The 20675-nt window shown below is 70.2% G+C and carries 23 protein-coding genes and 1 tRNA gene; 12 read left to right on the plus strand and 12 right to left on the minus strand.

Annotated features, from left to right (window positions below; genetic code table 11):
* The first annotated feature begins 69 nt into the window (after positions 1 to 69).
* Entirely contained in the window at positions 70 to 1176 is a 1107-nt protein-coding gene (gene serC / locus MIAR_RS12730; RefSeq protein WP_285636489.1) for a phosphoserine transaminase, read from the plus strand.
* Positions 1177 to 1238: 62 nt separating this feature from the next.
* Here the strand turns inward: serC and MIAR_RS12735 are convergent, their stop codons facing one another.
* On the minus strand, positions 1239 to 1865 hold the full coding sequence (locus tag MIAR_RS12735; protein WP_285636492.1) for a DUF3027 domain-containing protein: 627 nt from the start codon (positions 1863 to 1865) through the stop codon (positions 1239 to 1241).
* Positions 1849 to 2217, minus strand: a complete 369-nt coding sequence (locus MIAR_RS12740; protein WP_285636495.1) for a cold-shock protein — start codon at positions 2215 to 2217, stop codon at positions 1849 to 1851. Before MIAR_RS12740 ends, MIAR_RS12735 begins: the two co-directional genes overlap by 17 nt.
* 126 nt (positions 2218 to 2343) lie before the next feature.
* Here MIAR_RS12740 and MIAR_RS12745 point away from each other — a divergent pair, with 126 nt between their 5' ends.
* Genes MIAR_RS12745 through MIAR_RS12755 form a run of 3 tightly spaced genes read left to right on the plus strand, consistent with a single transcriptional unit; the run spans position 2344 to position 5993 of the window.
* A complete protein-coding gene (locus MIAR_RS12745; protein ID WP_285636498.1) occupies positions 2344 to 2619 on the plus strand; it encodes a multidrug ABC transporter ATPase in 276 nt (91 codons plus the stop codon).
* Between the two features lie 7 nt (positions 2620 to 2626).
* Entirely contained in the window at positions 2627 to 4312 is a 1686-nt protein-coding gene (locus tag MIAR_RS12750; RefSeq protein ID WP_285636501.1) for a helicase-associated domain-containing protein, read from the plus strand.
* Between the two features lie 40 nt (positions 4313 to 4352).
* On the plus strand, positions 4353 to 5993 hold the full coding sequence (locus MIAR_RS12755; RefSeq protein ID WP_285636504.1) for a DNA repair helicase XPB: 1641 nt from the start codon (positions 4353 to 4355) through the stop codon (positions 5991 to 5993).
* A 1-nt stretch (position 5994) separates the two neighbouring features.
* On the opposite strand, the gene MIAR_RS12760 is transcribed toward MIAR_RS12755, so the two are convergent.
* The 3 genes from MIAR_RS12760 to MIAR_RS12770 are packed head-to-tail and all read right to left on the minus strand — an operon-like array spanning position 5995 to position 8149.
* Positions 5995 to 6129: a hypothetical protein gene (locus MIAR_RS12760; RefSeq protein ID WP_285636506.1), complete on the minus strand. Its 135-nt coding sequence runs from the start codon at positions 6127 to 6129 to the stop codon at positions 5995 to 5997.
* A gap of 10 nt (positions 6130 to 6139) precedes the next feature.
* Positions 6140 to 7198 (minus strand): CPBP family intramembrane glutamic endopeptidase, encoded by a 1059-nt coding sequence (locus MIAR_RS12765; RefSeq protein ID WP_285636509.1) that lies wholly within the window; start codon positions 7196 to 7198, stop codon positions 6140 to 6142.
* A 48-nt stretch (positions 7199 to 7246) separates the two neighbouring features.
* Positions 7247 to 8149: an alpha/beta fold hydrolase gene (locus tag MIAR_RS12770; protein WP_285636512.1), complete on the minus strand. Its 903-nt coding sequence runs from the start codon at positions 8147 to 8149 to the stop codon at positions 7247 to 7249.
* A gap of 107 nt (positions 8150 to 8256) precedes the next feature.
* On the opposite strand from MIAR_RS12770, the gene MIAR_RS12775 reads away from it, so the two are divergent.
* The 4 genes from MIAR_RS12775 (at position 8257) to MIAR_RS12790 (ending at position 11688) form a co-directional block, all read left to right on the plus strand.
* On the plus strand, positions 8257 to 8793 hold the full coding sequence (locus tag MIAR_RS12775) for a TetR/AcrR family transcriptional regulator (RefSeq protein ID WP_285636515.1): 537 nt from the start codon (positions 8257 to 8259) through the stop codon (positions 8791 to 8793).
* Between the two features lie 58 nt (positions 8794 to 8851).
* Positions 8852 to 9547, plus strand: a complete 696-nt coding sequence (locus MIAR_RS12780; RefSeq protein WP_285636518.1) for a response regulator transcription factor — start codon at positions 8852 to 8854, stop codon at positions 9545 to 9547.
* A gap of 22 nt (positions 9548 to 9569) precedes the next feature.
* Positions 9570 to 11285 (plus strand): sensor histidine kinase, encoded by a 1716-nt coding sequence (locus tag MIAR_RS12785; protein ID WP_285636520.1) that lies wholly within the window; start codon positions 9570 to 9572, stop codon positions 11283 to 11285.
* Between the two features lie 115 nt (positions 11286 to 11400).
* Positions 11401 to 11688, plus strand: a complete 288-nt coding sequence (locus MIAR_RS12790) for a WXG100 family type VII secretion target (protein ID WP_285636523.1) — start codon at positions 11401 to 11403, stop codon at positions 11686 to 11688.
* A gap of 70 nt (positions 11689 to 11758) precedes the next feature.
* Here the strand turns inward: MIAR_RS12790 and groL are convergent, their stop codons facing one another.
* The 4 genes from groL to MIAR_RS12810 form a co-directional block, all read right to left on the minus strand.
* Positions 11759 to 13375, minus strand: coding sequence for a chaperonin GroEL (groL, locus tag MIAR_RS12795; RefSeq protein WP_285636525.1), 1617 nt, complete (start codon positions 13373 to 13375; stop codon positions 11759 to 11761).
* Between the two features lie 155 nt (positions 13376 to 13530).
* Positions 13531 to 14118, minus strand: a complete 588-nt coding sequence (locus MIAR_RS12800) for a LytR C-terminal domain-containing protein (protein ID WP_285636527.1) — start codon at positions 14116 to 14118, stop codon at positions 13531 to 13533.
* Positions 14119 to 14166: 48 nt separating this feature from the next.
* Complete coding sequence (locus tag MIAR_RS12805) at positions 14167 to 14424, minus strand: DUF3263 domain-containing protein (RefSeq protein ID WP_285636529.1); 258 nt, start codon at positions 14422 to 14424, stop codon at positions 14167 to 14169.
* 9 nt (positions 14425 to 14433) lie between these two features.
* A complete protein-coding gene (locus MIAR_RS12810) occupies positions 14434 to 15429 on the minus strand; it encodes a DUF2332 domain-containing protein (RefSeq protein WP_285636531.1) in 996 nt (331 codons plus the stop codon).
* Between the two features lie 88 nt (positions 15430 to 15517).
* On the opposite strand from MIAR_RS12810, the gene msrB reads away from it, so the two are divergent.
* Positions 15518 to 15922: a peptide-methionine (R)-S-oxide reductase MsrB gene (gene msrB, locus MIAR_RS12815; RefSeq protein WP_285636533.1), complete on the plus strand. Its 405-nt coding sequence runs from the start codon at positions 15518 to 15520 to the stop codon at positions 15920 to 15922.
* Complete coding sequence (locus tag MIAR_RS12820) at positions 15919 to 16470, plus strand: nitroreductase family protein (protein ID WP_285636535.1); 552 nt, start codon at positions 15919 to 15921, stop codon at positions 16468 to 16470. The genes msrB and MIAR_RS12820 overlap by 4 nt, the downstream gene beginning before the upstream one ends.
* Positions 16471 to 16492: 22 nt before the next feature.
* Here MIAR_RS12820 and MIAR_RS12825 read toward each other — a convergent pair whose 3' ends face one another.
* Entirely contained in the window at positions 16493 to 17431 is a 939-nt protein-coding gene (locus MIAR_RS12825; protein WP_344289267.1) for a DMT family transporter, read from the minus strand.
* 94 nt (positions 17432 to 17525) lie between these two features.
* On the opposite strand from MIAR_RS12825, the gene MIAR_RS12830 reads away from it, so the two are divergent.
* A complete protein-coding gene (locus MIAR_RS12830) occupies positions 17526 to 18179 on the plus strand; it encodes an SOS response-associated peptidase family protein (RefSeq protein WP_285636538.1) in 654 nt (217 codons plus the stop codon).
* Positions 18180 to 18245: 66 nt separating this feature from the next.
* Here MIAR_RS12830 and MIAR_RS12835 read toward each other — a convergent pair.
* Positions 18246 to 18318 (minus strand) — tRNA-Thr (locus MIAR_RS12835).
* A 55-nt stretch (positions 18319 to 18373) separates the two neighbouring features.
* On the minus strand, positions 18374 to 19342 hold the full coding sequence (locus MIAR_RS12840; RefSeq protein ID WP_285636541.1) for a DsbA family protein: 969 nt from the start codon (positions 19340 to 19342) through the stop codon (positions 18374 to 18376).
* 215 nt (positions 19343 to 19557) lie between these two features.
* Here MIAR_RS12840 and MIAR_RS12845 point away from each other — a divergent pair, with 215 nt between their 5' ends.
* The gene (locus MIAR_RS12845) at positions 19558 to 20661 is read left to right on the plus strand and encodes an ABC transporter ATP-binding protein (RefSeq protein WP_285636543.1); all 1104 of its coding nucleotides are present in this window, start codon (positions 19558 to 19560) and stop codon (positions 20659 to 20661) included.
* The last annotated feature ends 14 nt before the right edge of the window (positions 20662 to 20675 follow it).

Here is a 20675-nt window from a genome sequence, read left to right on the forward strand (position 1 = left end):
ACCTTTTCACAGGAGCTCGTCGCCGTCATGCGGGCGGAAGGGCACGGGATACCCGCCTACAATCGACCCATGGCGATCGAGATCCCCCGAGAACTCCTGCCCGTCGACGGACGCTTCGGCTGCGGTCCGTCCAAAGTGCGCCCCGCGCAGGTCGAGGCGCTCGCCTCGGTCGGAGAGAGTCTGCTGGGCACCTCTCACCGCCAGCTGCCGGTCAAGAACCTGGTCGCGAGCGCTCGTGAGCGCCTCTCCACGCTGTTCCGTCTTCCCGACGGATACGAGATCATCCTCGGCAACGGTGGATCCACGGCGTTCTGGGACGCCGCGGCCTTCGGACTGATCGAGCGCCGCAGTCAGAACCTGGTGTTCGGCGAGTTCGGCGGCAAGTTCGCCAAGGCGGCCGCGGCCCCGTGGCTGGAGGCGCCCGATGTGCGCAACGCGGAGCCCGGGTCGCTGACCTCGGCCGAGGTCGTCGAGGGCATCGACGTCTACGCCTGGCCGCACAACGAGACCTCCACCGGTGTGGCCGCACCCGTGCAGCGCGTCGCCGCAGAGGGCGCCCTCACCGTGATCGACGCGACCAGCGCGGCGGGCGGCATCGACTTCGATGTGACGCAGGCAGACGTCTACTACTTCGCGCCGCAGAAGAACCTCGGCTCCGACGGCGGCCTGTGGTTCGCGGCGGTCTCCCCCGCCGCCGTCGAGCGCATCGAGCGCATCGCGGCATCCGGCCGGTACATCCCGGAGTTCCTCAGCCTGAAGAACGCCCTGGACAACTCGCGGCTCAGCCAGACCCTGAACACTCCGGCGCTCACCACGCTGCACCTGCTGGACAGCCAGCTCGCGTGGATCCTGAACCACGGCGGACTGGAGTGGGCGGCCGCCCGCACCGCCGAGTCGTCCGGTCTGCTGTATGACTGGGCCGAGGCCACCTCGGTCACCACGCCGTTCGTCGTCGACCCGGCGCACCGCTCCCCCGTCGTCGCGACCATCGACTTCGACGGGGTCGATGCGGCGGCCATCGCCAAGACGCTGCGCGCCAACGGCATCGTCGACACCGAGCCCTACCGCAAGCTCGGCCGCAACCAGCTGCGCATCGCGACGTTCGTGTCGATCGAACCCGATGACGTGCGCCAGCTGATCCGCTCTATCGAGTTCGTGCTCGAGCACCAGGGCTGAGCCCCGAAACACGGAACGCCCGCACCGACCGTCAGGTCGTGCGGGCGTTCTCCGTTCTGGGGTCACTCCTCCTCGTCGGAGTCGTCACCATCCTCATCCTCGTCGGACTCGTCGTCCTCGTCGGACTCGTCGTCGTCGTCCTCGTCGGACTCGTCGTCGTCATCGGACTCGACGTCCTCGTCGTCCTCGTCATCCTCATCGGATGAGTCGTCGTCGTCCGCGTCCAGCTCGTCGATGTCGACGCCGTCGAGGTCACCCGCGTGCAGCAGGTCGCTCTCGTCGTGGTCGTCGTCCCCGTCGGAGTCCTCGTCATCGGACTCGTCGGCGTCGTCGTCCGCATCCTCACCCGCAGCGGCCGCCTGCTCGGCGAGCTCCGCCTGGTGCGCGCGATACTCGGCCAGCCGCTCGGCCCACGGCACCCAGTCCGGGGCCAGGAGGGCGCTCTCGCCGGGCATCAGCTCGACCTCGAGCACCGTCGGCTCCTCGCCGTCGACCTGCGCGACCGAGACCGTCCAGTACCACCCCGGGTATCCGGGGAGGCGGTTCTCGAAGCGCAGCGAGACCGCGCCGCTCTCCTCGACGGAGTGACCGGCGGCCGGCCCGACGGTGGATGCCGGGGTGATCTCGTGCAGCGCGGCGAGCGCGAGCTCCCGCGTCGCCGAAGCGAGTTCGTCAGGCGTCGAGGTCATCAGCGACCTTGCGGAGCACGGCGGGCAGAGCCCGGCTGGTGGGACGGCCGTGGCGCAGGTCCGCGCTCGCGTCGTCGAGCATCTTCATGAGGTCCTCGATGATCACGGCCATGTCATGGGCGTTCGCGCGCGGGGTCTTCGCGCGAGCGGGCGGTGCGTCCAGCACGCGCACGGAGAGGGCCTGCGGGCCGCGGCGGCCGTCTGCGAGGCCGAACTCCACGCGGGTGTTCTTCTTCACGGAGACGCCTGCAGGAAGGGCAGAGGCGTGCAGGAAGACGTCCTGGCCGTCATCGGATGCGATGAAGCCGAACCCCTTCTCGTCGTCGTAGAACCTGACCTTGCCGGTGGGCATGGGAGAACCTCGCTGAGTGTCGCTGTCGTGAATCGTCGCGCGGCGGCGCGACCCCTCCAGCCTACCCGTGCACCCGGTGCGGACGCTCGATCCCGCGCAACCGCCCAGGCGATACGCTGGAGTGTGATGAGCACGCACGAAGACAGCAGCGGCACCTCAAACGGTCTGCTCGATCGCATCCTGGCATACACGGCCCTGGCGCTGACCGCGGCGTCCATCATCTGCTTCTTCGCGATCCCCATCGGCACCGCCACCGGCATGCAGCAGAAGGACTTCGGCCAGGGCGCCTGGCCCTTCATCGCGGCGCTGCCGCTCTACGGCCTTCCCGTCGCGTTCCTGATGATCATCACGCTGCTGATCATCACCTTCGTCCGCAGGGGACGCGCGAACACGCGCCGCTGAGCCGAGGATGAGCACCCACGCGCGCCCGCTGGCCGACAGGCTGGCCGCGGTGAGCGATGCCCGGCTGGCCGACCTGCTGCGCAGCCGTGCGGTGCGCCCCGACGCCGAGTGGTCGGACTTCTTCGACGCAGCGGAGGCGCTGCTCGAGCCGGTCTCCATCGAGCGCGGACTCGCGGCGCTCACCCGCGCCGAAGCGCGCGCCCTGACAGGCGCCGTCGCGGGTGAGGCGGATGCCGACGAGCTGACGATGCTCGCCGAACGAGGTCTCGTCGACGACGGGGGCCGGGTCCCGGCGCCGGTCGCCGCCGCGGTGACCGCTCACCCACCGGTGCCGGAGCTCGACCCTGTCGAGGAGACCCCGGCATCCGCCGCGGGGTCGGCCCGTGCCGCAGAGCGCGCGTTCACGACGGTGGGCGCGCTGGCCGACCTGCTGCTGACTGCCAGGACCACGCCACTGGCGCTCGTCGCCACCGGCGCCCTGAGCGCCACGGAGAAGCGCAGATTCGCCCCCGGCGACGATCCGGACGAGCTGCGCGAGATCGCCGACCTGACCGGACTCGCGCACGCCGTCGACCGCGAGCTCCGCGTCACCGCCGCCGCCGAGCGCTGGCTCGACTCGTCGTTCGCGGAGCGCTGGAGCATGCTGGCCGACGGCTTCCGGAAGGCCCTGCCCGCGGGCATCCGCTCAGGCGGCGGATGGCTGCCCGTCGGGATGTGGGCCGACGCCCATCCCTGGGACGAGGCCTGGCCGGCACGAGCAGACGCCCTCCGGCACCTGGCGACGATGCTCGGTCTGCGCACGCCCGACCACGCGGAGCCGGCCTGGGCGCGTCGACTGCGCGAGGGCGCCGAGCCGGACACCACGGACCTCGAGGCGCTGCTGCCCACGGAGGTGGATCGGCTGTTCCTGCAGAACGACCTGACCGCCATCGCGCCGGGGCCGCTGCAGCCCGCGCTCGACAATCGCCTGCGCGGCATGACCGAGCACGAGACCGGCGCTCAGACCTCGTCGTACCGGTTCACCGCCGACTCGGTGGCCGGCGCGCTCGTCGACGGCGAGACCGAGCAGAGCATCCTGTCGTTCCTGCGGGAGATCTCGCTGACCGGTCTTCCGCAGCCGCTCGAATACCTGGTCGCGCAGGCCGCGGCACGGCACGGACTGGTCAGGGTCGGCCCGGATGCCACCGGTGGCACCGCGGTGTCGAGCACGGACGAGAACCTGCTGCAGGCCATCGAGGTCGACCGCAATCTGCGTCCCATGGGCCTGGTCCGCGACGGCGACCGGCTGGTCTCGCGCGTCAGCGCGGAGACCGTCGCCTGGGCGCTGGCGGATGCCCGCTACCCGGCGACGCTGGTGGACCGCGACGGCGCGACGGTGGCGGCGCTGCGCCGCCGGGTCGCGCCGACCGCACCCGCGCATCCCCCGACGTATGCGACGCTCATCGCCCGTCTGCGGGCGCACCGCGGCCCGGACGCGGATGCCGCATGGCTGGACCGCGAGCTGGAGGCCGCCGTCCGCGCCCGCGCGCTCATGCTCGTCGAGGTCGCCATGCCGGACGGCTCGAGCCGGGAGCTGACGCTGGAGGCATCCGGCATCGGCGGCGGGCGCCTGCGCGGTCGCGACCGCGCCGCCGACGTCGAGCGGACGCTCCCGGTGCGCAGCATCCGCTCGGTGCGGGTGCTCGAGAGCTGAGCAGAGCCTCTCCCGGACGTCGCCGGTAGACTGGTCTGCTATGTCTGATGGCCCCCTGATCGTCCAGAGCGACCGCACCGTGCTGCTCGAAGTCGCGCACGCCGATGCTGAGACCGCGCGTCACGAGCTGGCGATCTTCGCGGAGCTGGAGCGCGCGCCCGAGCACATCCACACCTACCGGATCACCCGGCTGGGGCTGTGGAACGCCCGCGCAGCCGGCCACACGGCCGACGACATGCTGGAGACCCTGGACCGCTGGTCCCGCTTCCCGGTGCCGCCGTCGGTGTCGGTCGACCTCCGTGAGACCGTGGACCGCTACGGCCGTCTCGTCATCGAACGGGACGAGGAAGGCGCGCTGATCCTGCGCTCGGACGACGCGGCAGTGCTCACCCAGGTGGCGGGCAACAAGCGCATCCAGCCGCTGCTGATCGGCCACCCGACCCCGCAGAGCTACACGATCGACGCCTGGGCGCGCGGTCAGATCAAGCAGGAGCTGCTGAAGATCGGCTGGCCCGCCGAGGATCTCGCGGGCTACACCCCCGGCACCCCGCACGAGATCGAGCTCGCGGAGGACGGGTGGGCGATGCGTCCGTACCAGCGGCAGGCCGTCGACGCGTTCGCGCACGAGGGCTCCGGAGTGGTCGTCCTCCCCTGCGGCGCGGGCAAGACGATCGTCGGCGCAGGCGCCATGGCCGCGACCGGCACGACGACGCTGATCCTGGTGACCAACACCGTCTCGGCGCGGCAGTGGCGCGACGAGCTGCTGAAGCGCACCTCGCTCACCCCGGACGAGATCGGCGAGTACTCCGGTCAGGCCAAGGAGGTCAAGCCGGTCACCATCGCGACCTACCAGATCCTCACCGCCAAGCGGAAGGGCCAGTACGCGCACCTCGCCCTGCTGGATGCCCTGGACTGGGGCCTCATCGTCTACGACGAGGTGCACCTGCTGCCGGCCCCGGTGTTCAAGCTCACGGCCGACCTGCAGGCGCGTCGCCGCATCGGCCTGACCGCGACCCTGGTGCGCGAGGACGGCCGCGAGGGCGACGTGTTCAGCCTGATCGGCCCCAAGCGGTTCGACGCACCCTGGAAGCAGATCGAGGCGCAGGGCTTCATCTCCCCCGCCGCCTGCTACGAGGTGCGAGTGGACCTGCCGCCCAGCGACCGGCTGGAGTACGCCGCGGCCACCGACGACGAGCGGTACCGGCTCGCGGCATCCGCCCCGGCGAAGATCACGGCCGTGCGCGAGCTGATCGCGAAGCACCCCGACGAGCGGATCCTGGTGATCGGGCAGTACCTCGATCAGCTCGAGGAGCTGTCCGAGGCGCTCAACGCCCCGCAGATCACCGGCGCGACCCCCGTGGACGAGCGCGAGGAGCTGTACCGGCAGTTCCGCGAGGGCGAGATCTCGCTGCTGGTCGTGTCGAAGGTCGCGAACTTCTCGGTGGACCTGCCGGAGGCCTCCGTCGCGATCCAGGTCTCGGGCTCGTTCGGCTCCCGCCAGGAGGAGGCGCAGCGGCTCGGACGCCTGCTGCGTCCCAAGCAGTCGAACCACACAGCGAGCTTCTACACGCTGATCGCCCGCGACACGGTCGATCAGGACTATGCGCAGAACCGGCAGCGGTTCCTCGCCGAGCAGGGGTACAGCTACACGATCATGGACGCCGTCGACCTGGCGGCCTGAGTCAGTCGCGCGGCTCCTCCCCCGGCTTCAGCCCGCATCGCCAGCACGGCGAGGAGAGGTCGTCGAGCAGCGCACCGCACTCGGGGCACACCTTCGAGAGCCAGCAGGCGCTGTCGCCGCCCTCGAACTCTGACATGTCTCGGATGCTACCCCTGCGGGGCCGGCATCGGCGCGGGAAGCTGCACGGTGCGGGTGCGCACCAGCCCGTGCCGCCGCTGCATCCACTCGATGATCCCTGCGTACACGGCCATCGTGATCGCCGCGGTGAGCACGTCGACCGGCGATCCGGTCGTGGCGTTCGCGTCGGCGAGGCCGAAGGCGCCGAGCAGGAACGCCGAGACGTTGTTCACCGCGTGGAGCGCGATCGCCGACTCCAGCCCGCCGGTGCGCCACGCCAGCCAGGCGGCCGTGACCGCGAACACGCCGACGCTGAGGAGCCCCCACACGTCGTAGAGGTGCCCGAACACGAACAGCGGGATCGGCAGCAGGATCGGGAAGAGCGGATGCCGCAGCCAGGTGCCGATCGCCTGCATCAGGAACCCGCGGAACACGTACTCCTCGGCTGCGGACTGCAGCGGGACGAGCACGACGATCAGCACGACCATCAGCGCGAGCCCGGGCTGCGAGGCGTCCACCGCCATGGACTCGCCTGTGGCCGCGGCGAGCGCGAGCGACACCGCCGTCTGCACGACGAACACGGCGAGCGCGGCGAGCAGGCTGCGTCCGAGCCAGCCCCAGCGGAGGCGGCCGGTGACCGACAGCAGCAGTCCCACGCCCCGTCCGCCGAGCATCCGGGACGCCGCCAGCAGCGCGGGGATCATCAGGATCAGCGGGACGACCAGGAGCAGGAACCCTGTGGGATCGGCGACGTCGAACCCGGGGATCTCGCCACGGGCGAGTGCGTCGAACGCGCTCCCGAACGCGGGCACCTGCATCGCGATGATGACCAGGGGCACCATGATCGCGACCATCATGGCGAGGTACAGGCCCACGGCCACGAGCGCCACCAGCAGCGGCCGCCACCAGCGCGGCGGCCGGGAGCGCGCACGATCCAGCCGGTGGAAGGCGAGCTCCTCCGGCGTCCCCGCTCCTGCCATCACCGGCGTGGCCGGGACTCCCGCGGGCGGGCGCGGTGCAGGTGGCGGTGGCGGCGGGTACGCCGCGGGCGATGCATGACCGGTGCGGGGATCGATGTCGGACGGCACACGACGATCCTTGCGGATCCGAGCAGTCCGCGCATCGCCCCGCGCCGTTCAGCCCTCTCGCGCGAACCACTCCAGGGCCAGATCGACGATGGCATCCGGTGCATCGTCGGTGATGAAGTGCGCCGCGTCGTCGACGAAGGCGAGCTCGAACCGCTCGGCGCAGCGGTCGTGATGGCGGCTGATCCGCCGTACGTTCGCCTCGCTGAAGGGGCGATCCTCGCGGCCGAAGACGAACAGCGTCGGCGGCTGCAGCCGCATCCGCTTGTAATCCCCGCGCACCAGCCTGACGACCTCGGGGATGACCATGCCCCGGTACAGCGCGCGCACGTTCTGCAGCACCTCGGGGCGCCGCTCCGGCGCGAGATAGCCGCCCAGCACGTCTGCCGACAGCGGGTGGGAGATGTACGGAGCGGCGAAGAGGTATCCCATCGATCGCGGCGGACGATGCATCAACAGGGCCGGCATGTGCGCGAAGGCGGGGATGATCCGGGGCGTGAACTCCAGGAACCCCGGAGGCACCGACAGCTGGACCATCGAGCGGATGCGGTCGGGATGCGTATAGGCGAGCTGCATCGCGGAGATCGCACCCATGTCGTGGCTCATCACATGCACGCGCACGACGCCCAGCGCGTCGAGGACCGCCAGTACGTCGTCCCTCTGGATCGTCCGGTGCATGCCGGGGGCGTCGGTCTCGGTCCATCCTGATCCGCGCAGGTCGGGGCAGATCACCCGATAGCCGTGAGCCGCGATCCGCGGCGCGATGAGCCGCCACTGCCACCAGTGCTCGGGGAAGCCGTGCAGAAGCAGGACAGGGTCGCCCTCGCCGATCTCGGCGACATGGCACCGCGCTCCAGGGGTGCGGACCATCCGGTGCGCGAAGCCTGGCGCCGGCGGCAGCGGGGGCGACCACTCCTGCTGCAGGGTGTCATGAGGAGCTGCGTCTGCGTCCATGAGAGGGCCTCCACGTCGCTGTGCGGACCGGGCCTTCCGGCCATGCTCTCACTTTACTATGTTCATAGTAACCTGTCACTATGAACATAGTTGCGTAGGCTCGGCATGTGAGCACCACGCGAAGACGCGCACTGGAAGCCGCCGTGACCCTGATTGGCACCGAAGGCATCCGCGCGCTGACACACGGCCGAGTGGATGCCGCGGCAGGCCTCCCCGCAGGGTCGACCTCGAACCACTTCCGCACCCGCGCGGCGCTGGTGGCGGGCGTGGCCGAATGGATTGCCCGGCACGAGATGGGTGACGCCGGCACCCCGGAGATCGCCACGCGCGACGAGTTCGTCGGCGCGCTCACCCGGATGATCGAGGTGCAGTCCGGCCCGCTGGCCGCGCGAACCCGCGCCCGGTACGCGCTCTTCCTCGAAGCGGACGACGACGCAGTGCGCCCGTTGCGCGAGCAGCGGACGGGCATGGAGGCATGGGTGCGCAGCATCCTGACCCGTCTCGGCGGCGACGCTGCCGCGCGCAACACGATCTTCCTCATGGCCGCCGGTGACGGGCTGCTGCTGCATCGCCTCACTGTCGACCCGGACGCCCCGATCGATGACGTGGTCTCCCACGCGATCGACGCCGCGCTGCAGCTCTGACCGCCGCATCTCCGAGCGCAATCAGCCCGCGCATCGGTGAACTCACCATAATGGGGTCATGACTGATGCGCGCATCCTGGTCGTCGACGACGAACCGAACATCCGCGACCTGCTCTCCCGGGGTCTCAGCTTCGCCGGGTTCAAGGTGAAGACCGTCGCCAACGGCGCGGCGACCATCTCTGCCGTCCTCGAGGAGGAGCCGGACCTCATCATCCTCGACGTCATGCTGCCGGACATGAACGGCTTCAGCGTCACCAAGCGACTGCGCGGGGCGGGCTTCACCGCCCCGATCCTGTTCCTCACCGCCAAGGACGACACCCAGGACAAGATCGAAGGACTGAACGCCGGCGGCGACGACTACGTCACCAAGCCCTTCGCCCTGGACGAGATCGTCGCGCGCGCCCAGGCCATCCTGCGCCGCACGATGCAGAACGGCGACGAGGAGTCGCTGATCCGCGCCGGCGAGCTGTCGATGGATCAGGACACCCACGACGTCTTCGTGGGCAAGGTGCCTATCGAGCTGAGTCCCACCGAGTTCAAGCTGCTCAAGTACCTCATGCTCAACCCCAACCGGGTGCTCTCCAAGGCGCAGATCCTGGACCACGTGTGGGAGTACGACTTCAACGGCGACGCGGGCATCGTGGAGAGCTACATCTCGTACCTGCGGCGCAAGATCGACCCGCACACCGAGGAGTCGGTCATCCAGACCAAGCGCGGCTTCGGCTACATGCTGAAGGTCGGCAAGACCGCCTGAGCGCGGACTTCAGAGCACTCCCATGGCACAAGGCGCGGACTCCGTCACCCAGTGGTGGCGGCGGATCAGCCTGCGCGCCAAGGTCACGGGAGTGACGGTCGCGGTGCTCGCCCTCGGGCTCGTCGTCGCGGGGATCGGCACCGTGCCGATCCTGCGCGGTGCGATGATCAACAACATCAACCAGCAGCTGCCCTCACTCACCGGCACGGGGCAGGCGGAGCGCTTCTTCGACGTGTCGATCCCCGACGGGAAGCTGGTCTTCGACCAGAAGGACGACGCGCCCCGCGCGACGGACTTCGTGGTCGCCTTCTACACCACCGCGGGTGATCCGATCGCGACCGCCGGAGGCCAGAGCACCCCCGAGCATCGCCCGCAGTTCCCCGCGAAGCTCAGCCTGCAGTCCGCGCAGGCCATGGGCGACACCACGGTCACGCTCACCACTCCGAGCGGCCAGACGTACACGGCGGCTGCCGCCACCCAGTCGCTGCAGAAGATCGCCGGCGTCACCTACGTGCAGATGGTCGCACTGCCCCTGGAGGAGGCCGACAAGATCGTCGGCACCTACTTCGCGGTGTACACGACCGTCGCACTGGTGACGATCCTGCTCGCGGCGCTGCTGATCCGCGGTCTCGTCACGCTCACCTTCCGCAGACTCGGCCACGTGGAGTCCACCGCCATGGCCATCGCCGCGGGCGACTTCAGCCAGCGGCTCACGGATCTGGAGCCGACCACCGAGGTCGGACGCCTCAACTCCGCCATCAACACCATGCTCGACCGCGTCGACCACTCGCTCGCCCAGCGCGACCGCACGGTGCAGAACATGCGGCGATTCATCGGCGACGCCAGCCATGAGCTGCGCACTCCGCTGGTGAGCGTGCGCGGATACGCGGAGCTGTACCGGATGGGCGCGATCAGCGGTGACGAGGACACCGCACGTGCCATGGAGCGCATCGAGAAGGAGGCGATCAGGATGGGCGTGCTCGTCGAGGACCTCCTCGCCCTCGCGCGCCTGGACGAGGATCGCGAGAAGCAGCTCGAGATCGTCCCGATCGACCTGCGCCCGGTGGCCCGCGACGCCGCTCTGGACCTGCGGGTCGCCTCGCCGGGGCGCACCATCACCGTGATCGACAACACCGCCGAGGATCAGGAACCCCCGCGCCTGCATCCGGCCGCCCCCGCCGACCCTCCCGTGGCCTCGCCCGCACCGACCGGCCGCGCCGCGGGTGCGCTGGGTCGCCTGCGCCGTCGCGGAAGGCCCGCCCCGGTCGTGCCGTCGATCGACTTCACCGAGGCGACGGATGCTCCGGTCCGTACGCCCCCGATCGTGCTCGGCGAGGAGAACAAGGTGCGTCAGGTCGTGACGAACCTGCTCGGCAACGCGCGCCGCTTCTCCCCCGCCGAGAGCCCCATCGAGCTCGTCGTCGGCGCGGACCGCCGCCGCGGCGTCGGCACGATCGCCATCGTGGATCACGGCGAGGGCATCCCGCCGCAGATCCGCGAGCACATCTTCGAGCGCTTCTGGCGCGCCGACACGTCCCGCGCCCGGGAGACCGGCGGGGCGGGCCTGGGCCTGGCGATCGTCGCCTCGATCCTGGAGTCGCTGCACGGCTCCGTGCATGTGGAGGAGACGCCGGGCGGCGGCGCGACCTTCATCGTCTCGCTTCCCCTCGCCCCCGCGCAGGCGACTCCCGCGCATCTGCTCGAGGAGACCCAGCCGCTGGACCGCCTGGATCTCTGAGCGACTTCCCCTGCACATCTCCCGTTCCCCGTGGGTTGTGCACGGATGCCGGGATCCGGGGCATCCGTCCCTCTCCGCGCTTCTAGTCTCAGAAGCTCATCGAGAGGAGAACCCCATGTCCGTCTTCACCGTCGACACCGATGCGGTCCACGCCGCCAACGGCGCCGCCCGCGCCACCATGGAGCGTCTGCAGAGCGAATCGGCCGCTCTCATGGCGCAGCTCACGCAGCTGCAGTCGTCCTGGACCGGTTCCGCGTCACTGGCGTTCCAGCAGTGCAGCGAGCAGTGGCGTGGCGCGCAGCTTCACGTCGAGCAGGTGCTGGCCTCCATCGGCACCGCGCTCGGATCTGCCGCCAGCCAGTACGCGGATGCCGATCAGTACTCCGCGAGCCTGTTCCGCTGAGCGGGGCCCCGGACACGCAGAACGCCCCCTGCCGGAGCAGGGGGCGTTCTGTCTGTCGATCAGGCCGGACTCAGAAGTCCATGCCGCCCGACGGGTCAGCCGGCATGGCCGGAGCCTTCTCGGGCTTGTCCGCGACGACGGCCTCCGTGGTGAGGAACAGGCCGGCGATCGAGGCTGCGTTCTGCAGCGCCGAGCGGGTGACCTTGGCCGGGTCGATGATGCCCTGTGCGAACATGTCGCCGTACTCGCCGGTCGCGGCGTTCAGGCCCTGGCCCGCGGGGAGCTCGGACACCTTGTGCGCGACGACGCCGGCCTCGAGGCCCGCGTTGATGGCGATCTGCTTCAGCGGCGCCTCGATGGCGACGCGGACGATGTTCGCGCCGGTGGCCTCGTCGCCCTCGAGGGTGAGGGTGTCGAGCACCTTGGCCGACTGCAGCAGCGCGACGCCACCACCGGGGACGATGCCCTCCTCGACGGCTGCCTTCGCGTTGCGGACGGCGTCCTCGATGCGGTGCTTGCGCTCCTTGAGCTCGACCTCGGTGGCGGCGCCCGCCTTGATGACGGCCACGCCGCCGGCGAGCTTGGCGAGGCGCTCCTGCAGCTTCTCGCGGTCGTAGTCGCTGTCGGTGTTCTCGATCTCGCGACGGATCTGGGTCACGCGGCCCTCGATCGCGGACTGCTCACCGGCACCCTCGACGATCGTGGTCTCGTCCTTGGTGACGATGACCTTGCGGGCGCGGCCGAGCAGGTCGAGGGTGGTGTTCTCGAGCTTGAGGCCGACCTCCTCGGTGATGACCTGGCCGCCGGTCAGGATCGCGATGTCCTGCAGCTGGGCCTTGCGGCGGTCGCCGAAGCCCGGAGCCTTGACGGCGACGGACTTGAAGATGCCGCGGATCTTGTTCAGCACCAGCGTCGCGAGAGCCTCGCCCTCGACGTCCTCGGCGATGATGACCAGCTCCTTGCCGTCCTGGATCACCTTGTCGACGACCGGCAGCAGGTCCTTGATGTTGCCGATCTTCTGGTTGGCGATGAGGATGTACGGGTCCTCGAAGACGGCCTCCTGGCGCTCCGGGTCCGTGACGAAGTAGGGGTTCAGGTAGCCCTTGTCGAAACGCATGCCCTCGGTGAGCTCGAGCTCGGTGCCGAAGGTCTGCGACTCCTCGACGGTGACGACACCCTCCTTGCCGACCTTGTCGATCGCCTCGGCGATGAGCTCGCCGATCGCGGGGTCAGCGGCGGAGATCGACGCGGTGGCGGCGATCTGCTCCTTGGACTCGATCTCCTTGGCGCTGGCGAGCAGGTCGGCGGTGATGGCTGCGACGGCCTTCTCGATGCCCTTCTTCAGGCTGATCGGGTCGGCGCCGGCTGCGACGTTGCGCAGACCCTCGCGGACCAGTGCCTGAGCGAGGACGGTCGCGGTGGTGGTTCCGTCACCGGCGACGTCGTCGGTCTTCTTGGCGACCTCCTTGACGAGCTCCGCACCGATCTTCTCGTACGGGTCGTCGAGCTCGATCTCCTTGGCGATGGAGACGCCGTCGTTCGTGATCGTGGGGGCGCCCCACTTCTTCTCCAGCACGACGTTGCGACCGCGCGGGCCGAGGGTCACCTTGACGGCGTCGGCCAGGATGTTCAGGCCGCGCTCGAGGCCGCGGCGGGCCTCCTCATCGAAAGCGATGATCTTTGCCATGAGTCTTTCGTCCCTCCCGGACGTAGGCGATTTTGTTAGCACTCAGGGTGATCGAGTGCTAACACTCAGTCTGGCACTCGACCCATGAGAGTGCAAGCCACGCGGATGCCGCGTTCGCCGAGCGCGGATCAGGTCGTGGGATCGGCCCGCGAGGGTCAGCCCGCGGGGGTCTTCTCCCCGCCACCGGGTGCGGGGCTCGTCGTGCCGACGTGGTCCATGCCGATCACGACGGTCAGCTGCGGGGAGCCGTCGCCGCTCACCGACTGGTAATGATCGCTCTGCTCGGTCTTCGCGCCGCCCAGGACCTCCGCGACGCCGAGCGCTGCGGACTCGTCCGCCTTCTTCACGTAGAAGACGGTGGTCTGATCGAACTTCGTGGTCGAGCCGTCGCTGCCGAACACGGCATCCGCCGCCCAGCCCTGGTCGATCAGCTTCTGCCGCACCTGGGCGACCACTCCGGTCTCCGGGGTCGCGTTGAGGATGAGCACCTGGTACGAGGTGTCGATCTCGGCAAGCACGCCGGGCGTCTGGGGTGCTGCGGGCTCGGCCGTGCCGAACAGGTCGATGCGCCCCATCAGCACCATCGAGACGAAGATCCCGATGACGATGAGCACCAGCGCGACCGCCGCCGACCACAGCAGAGCGATGGGTCCGTTGATGCCCGGCTGCTCAGCGCGGTGCGCGCCGACGCGTCCGGAGGTGCGGGGGATGTCGTCGAATCGGTCGTGGGGGGACTTTGACACCCCACGATGCTATCGGCCGAACCCCGGGAAACCGCTGGAGCGGTCGGCTCAGCCGGCGAATCCGCGCATGCGCGCCGTGCGCTGCCTGCCTCGGGCGTCCCTCAGCCGTCGCAGGCGGCGCACGAGCAGGGGGTCGAACTCCAGCGCCTCCTCGGTGTCGATCAGGCGCCCGAGCAGCTGGTAGTAGCGCGCCGGGCTCATGCCCAGCTGCGCGCGGATCGTCTCCTCCTTCATGCCGCCGTGCCGCGGCCACGCCGCCTCCAGCGTCAGGATCGCGCGATCGCGATCGGAGAGTTCACCCAGCATGGCATCAGGCTACGCGCGATCGGGCCCGACGCCCGCGCGCCACTCCCACCAGCGCCCCAGCGGATCGGCATCCGCGACCGGATCGCCGTCGAGGCCGACCGCGAAGGCGCCCTCGCGCCCCGACCAGCCCTCCTGACTGGACCAGCCCTCGTGCAGGCGCACCGGATCGATCGTCACCCAGCGCGCGCCGGACGAGCGGATGGCGCCGATCAGCGCCTGCCGCGCCTCGCGCGGCAGGTAGACGAGCACGCCGGGGGTGGTGGTCACGAGGGTCGCCTGCGGCGGTGCGGATGCCACGAGGTCCCCCAGCCGCTGCGCGGCGTCGCCGGCGAGGAGCAGCGGCGGGTCGGCCGCGACGATGTCGGCCGCGGCGGCGATACGCCCGGCGCGCTCGTCCTCCCCCGGCCAGACCAGCGTCTCCAGCCAGGCACGATCCGCGGCATCCCGCACGTCGACGGGCGAGAGATCGATGCCCGCGCGCCAGACGACCTCCGGCATCCGCAGTGGCGGCAGCGCACCGCGCACGACAGTCGTCAGCACCACGCGCGACGGGCCGGATGCCGGGTCGAGGCGGGTGCGTTCGGTGCCGTCCTCCCCCAGGAAGCGGTAGGAGTACCGGTCGGGGAACAGGCAGAGCCCGGCCGCGGCGCCCAGCTCGAGCAGGGCGACCGGGCCGTCGATGGCGCTGAGGGCAGGCAGCAGAGCGGCCAGGCGCAGCGGTTCGTTGGCCTGCACGGTGCGGCGTGCGCATTCCGAGACGATCTCGCCGGCGTGGGCGAGCACGAAGGCTCGCCAGTCCGCGTACCCCGCGACGGGCGCACCCCGCAGCCGCGTCACCGCGAACACCAGCGGCGGCTGCCGGTGCTGCTCCGGGATCCGGGAGAGCACGGCCTGCATCTCGGCATCCGCGGCGACTCCCGCAGCCCACTCGGCGTACACCGCGCTGCGACCAGGGGCCTCTTCGCGGGCGAATCGGTCGTAGCGCTCGCGCACGGCATCCGTCATCCGGCCATTCTCCCAGCCCGGCCGCGCCGCGGAACGGGCCGTTCATCACACCGGCCCATCTGGCCCGCGGACGGGGGAGAATGGATGCATGGCTTACAGCGTGAACAAGACCGAGGCCGAGTGGCGTGAAGAGCTCGGCGACGACCAGTACGCGGTGCTGCGCACGGCGGCGACCGAGCGTGCGTGGACCGGCGAACTGCTCGACGAGAAGCGCGACGGGCTCTACACCTGCGGCGCCTGCGGGGCGGAGCTGTTCCGCAGCGGCACCAAGTTCGATTCCGGTTGCGGCTGGCCGAGCTTCTACGAGTCGGTGCGCCCCGAGGCGGTCGAGCTGATCGAGGACACGACGCTCGGCATGGTGCGCACCGAGGTGCGCTGCGCCGCCTGCGGCTCGCATCTCGGACATGTCTTCCCCGACGGCTTCGGCACGCCGACCGGTGACCGCTACTGCATGAACTCGCTCGCCCTGACGTTCAGCCCCGACGAGTCGTGAGCGCGCTCGAGGCCGTCCTGCGGCGCACCTCCTGGTCGAAGGTCACCGAGGACGCCCCGACACGCGAGGAGCTGCTGCCGCTGATCGCGGCGGCGGGCCGGGTCGCCGATCATTCCTCGCTGCGCCCGTGGCGGCTGATCGAGTTGCGCGGCGACGATCGGATCGCGCTCGGTGCGGCCATCGCGAAGGCGAACGGCGACGACAAGCCGTCCACCAAACCGCTGCGCTCGGCGCTGCTGATCGCGGTGGTCGTCTCCTATCGGAAGAGCGACAAGGTGCCGCACTGGGAGCAGGAGGCCGTGGCCTCCGGCGTCGCGCACACGCTCAGCCTGCTGCTCGACGAGGCGGGGTGGGGCGTGATCTGGCGCACCGGCGGGTACACCCGTTCGCGCGCCGTGGCCGAGGCGCACGGTCTGGCCGAGAACGAGGAGCTGCTGGGCTGGCTGTACGTCGGAGGCAAGCCGCAGGGCAAGGACGCCGGGCGCCGCAAGCCGATCGACGCCGACGCCCTGCTGACTCAGATGCCCGCGGGGCGGCGAGAGGGCTGAGCGTGCGCGCCGACGTCGCTGATCAGCGGCGTCGGCGCGGCAGCGCCGCGAAGACGGAGGCGAACGCGACCACCACCATCGCGAGCAGTTGCCAGAGAGCGGGACGGCTCGCCGTGGGCCACAGCAGATCGATGAGGATCGACATACTCAGCTGCCCCAGGACGCTGCCGAGCCCCATGAGCAGCACGCCGGTGTGCGCGACGAGGAACGCACCGAGCATGATGTAGACGAAGCCGAGCAGTCCGCCGACGTAGAGCCACGGTTCGGCAGGGAGAGCAGCGGGCAGCCCGCGCACCGCGACACTGACCGCCGCGGCGACCACGAGCACCGAGGTGCCCGCGATGAAGCTCATCAGCGTCGCGGCGATCGGCGAGGACACCGTCTTCGCGAGCCGGCCGTTCGCACCGGCCTGCCAGGCGATACCGGCACCGGCGAGGACGGGCAGCACGAGCAGCCAGACCGGCGCCTCGCGCAGGACGTCCCCGCCGATCGAGATTCCCACCGCGAGCAGCGCGAGCGCACCGCCGACGACTCGCCCCGGAGTCACCGCGACGACGCCGGCAGGGCCGAAGCCGATGCGGTCCAGCAGCAGTCCGTGCAGGGTCTGGCCGGCGACGATGCCCACCGTGAAGAGCGACACTCCGAGCACCCCGGCGACGACGCCCTGCGTCGACACCGTGAGCGCACCGCAGGCGCCGCCGAGCAGCATCCAGACTGGGATGGTGCGAGTGCGGATGCCGTCGATCAGCCGGCCCGCGGCGGCACGCGTCGACGGGATCAGCGGGACCAGGATGAGCAGGGCGATCAGGCCGACGGCGAAGGAGATGAGTCCGGCGACGATGCCGTCGTCGACCCGCACACCCAGCACGCCGTTGATGCGCGCCTGCACGGCGGTCATCGCGCCGATCGAGACGGCCCCTCCGAGCGCGAGCCAGGTGGGCATGGTGCGGGTCCGTGTCACTCGCTCCACGGTACCGCTCGGGATGGCCTCGGAGCGCATCCATCCCACGATCCGGAATCGTCCCGATGTCGGCAGCCGTGAGTACCCTGTCAGCATGTGCGCGAGCTACGGACTCGATCCCCGATTCACGGATGCCGAACTGCTGGCCGAGGCCGATGAGGCGGTCCTGGAAGGGCTGCGCTCCTGGGCGGAGGCCAACGCCGGCGAGACCCTGCGCCCCACCGGCAAGAACCTGCGCAATCTCAACCCGCTGGTGACCGCGTCGGAGGGCATGCCGACACTGGAGCCGGCGTGGTGGGGTTACCTCGTGGACGGGGCGCCGGCACGGTTCCCCTCGATCAACACGCGCTCCGAGCGCCTGCAGGACAGACCAGGCGGCCTGCGCAGCCGGGCGATCGTGCCGACCACAGGATGGTTCGAGCTGCAGAAACCCGACCGCGTCTGGCACGAGTTCGGATTCGGACGCGGCGTGCTGTTCGGCATGGCGGCCGTCACGCAGCGCGGCCGCACGCCCGACGGCGAGTGGACCACCTGCTACTCGATCGTGATGCGCCCCGCTCCCCCGCACCTGGCCGCCCTGCACGACCGCGTGCCGATGCTGGTGCCCACCGGCTTCGCCGCGGACTGGCTGACCGGTGATCCGACACGGGATCTCATCGACGAGGCGCTGCTGGCCGCCGCATCGCTCGATGAGCGGCTGATGGCGGAGCCGCGCGCCGACGACCGCGGCGACGGGATGCTGTTCTAGGCGAGCGCGCCGGAACGTGAGAAGGCCCGCCCGGAGATGATCTCGGGCGGGCCTTCCGCTTCGCAGAGCCCCCTGCCGGACTCGAACCGGCCACCTGCGGTTTACAAGGCCGCTGCTCTACCAGATGAGCTAAGGAGGCGAGGGTGGCCGAAGCCGCTCACAAGCATAGCGACGGCCGGGACGCGCTCCGCGCGTCAGGGCGTGGCGGTCTCGGTGGGCGCGGGCGACGCCGGCGGCGTCGGCGTCGGGGTGGGGTCGGTCTCGCCGTAGTACTCGTCACTGGCGGTGGTCAGCACGAACTGCGAGAACTCCGCAGGGTTGTTCAGCGCGCCGACATACGCCTGGCCGCCGACGACGATCAGCGCCTCGTTGTTCAGCTTGAGGTCCTTCGAACCCGGCAGCGGACCCTCGAGAGCGCGGGCCGTGGCATCCTTCGCCCAGCTCACGAAGTCCTGACCCTCGATGCAGGAGCGCACCTTCTTGGCGTTCTGCACGCCGACCGCGACCGCCAGGTCGGCCAGCTCGACGTCCGAGCGGCCGTCGCTGTCGATCTTGGGCTGGTCAGTGAGCAGCTCGTGGTTGTAGTCGAAGAACTGATCCGGCGAGTACGTCGCCACGCAGGCGGCGGCGGCCGCAGCCCGCAGCGAGTACTTCGTGCCGTTCGAGCTGGCCATCAGCAGCGCCACCGGGTGGTAGGTCACGGTGACGGCGCCCTGCTTGATCCAGCCGGCCAGCTGACGGGCGTTGGCCTTCTCGAACTCGGCGGCGCCCGCCGACAGGTAGTCGACGTAGATGTGGATCTGGGTCGGCTCGGCGGCCTTCTCCGTGGTCTTGGGCGTCGGCGTCGCAGCCGCCTCGGAGGGCGTGGGCGATGCGTTCGGGGAGATGTCCGTGCTGCCGGAGGCGAGGGTCACGTCGCTCACGGTCACGCCGTCGTCGGTCATGCCGCTGGGGCTGAGCATCGGCTTGGACATCGAGGAGCTGACGGCGAACGCGACGGCCGTGCCGATCGACCCCACGGCCACCGCCGCGACGAGCCCGATGATCACTCGTCGCATGACGCGGGCACGCGACTGCTGCGCATGCACTCGCTGGGCCTTCTCCCGCACGGCTTCGCGTGAGTTGCGAGCGGCAGGGACGTTCGGCGTTTCGTCGCTCGACATCGTTCCTCTTGAAAGATCGGATGGGACGGGGGATCCCGCTGCCGCTACGGGTGCGGCACCGGATCCGATGTTACGGAGGCAGTCTGGGAAATACCCAGACGCGCACGCGCCGTGCAATACTGATCACGACCCGATGGCGGGTCACGGCGGGCGCAGGCCCACCGCTTCCATCACTACGGATCGTCCGGCACGTACCTGCCGGTGAAGGAGAAACAATGGCAACCGTTACGTTCGACGAGGCCACCCGCATCTACCCGGGCGGAACCCGCCCCGCGGTCGACAAGCTGAACATCGAGATCGCCGACGGCGAGTTCCTGGTTCTGGTCGGCCCCTCCGGTTGCGGTAAGTCCACCTCGCTGCGCATGCTCGCCGGCCTCGAAGAGGTCAACGCCGGCCGCATCCTGATCGGCGACCGCGACGTCACCGATGTGCCGCCGAAGGACCGCGACATCGCGATGGTGTTCCAGAACTACGCGCTGTACCCGCACATGACCGTGGCCGAGAACATGGGCTTCGCCCTGAAGATCGCCGGCGTCGGCAAGGAGGAGCGCGCACAGCGCGTCCTCGAGGCCGCCAAGCTCCTCGACCTCGAGGAGTACCTGAACCGCAAGCCGAAGGCCCTCTCGGGTGGTCAGCGTCAGCGCGTCGCCATGGGCCGCGCCATCGTCCGCCAGCCGCAGGTGTTCCTCATGGACGAGCCGCTGTCGAACCTCGACGCCAAGCTGCGCGTGCAGACCCGCACCCAGATCGCGTCGCTGCAGCGTCGCCTGGGCGTCACCACCGTCTACGTCACGCACGACCAGACCGAGGCCCTGACCATGGGCGACCGCATCGCGGTGCTCAAGGACGGTCTGCTTCAGCAGGTCGGCTCGCCGCGTGAGCTGTACGAGACCCCGAACAACGTCTTCGTCGCCGGTTTCATCGGCTCGCCCGCCATGAACCTCTTCGAGCTTCCGCTCGCCGAGGGCGGCGTGCAGTTCGGTACGAAGAACGTCGCGACCGAGACCGCCGCGGTCGCCAAGGCCAAGGGCAACTCGGCCACCGTCGGAATCCGCCCCGAGGACATCGTGGTCGCGCCCGAGGACGGCCAGGGCCTCTCGGTCACCGTCGATCTGGTCGAGGAGCTCGGCGCCGACGGCTACCTGTACGGCCACACCGACATCAACGGCAAGCGCACCGACCTGGTGGCACGCGTCGACGGCCGTCGTCACCCGAACGCCGGTGACACCGTCGTGCTGGCGCCCGTCGCCGGTCACGTCCACCTGTTCGACATCGAGTCCGGCGAGCGTCTCAACGAGAAGCCGATCGTCTCGGCCTGATCATCAGGCACTGC

The organism is Microbacterium arabinogalactanolyticum (assembly GCF_030268005.1).
GTDB classification, from domain to species: domain Bacteria; phylum Actinomycetota; class Actinomycetes; order Actinomycetales; family Microbacteriaceae; genus Microbacterium; species Microbacterium arabinogalactanolyticum.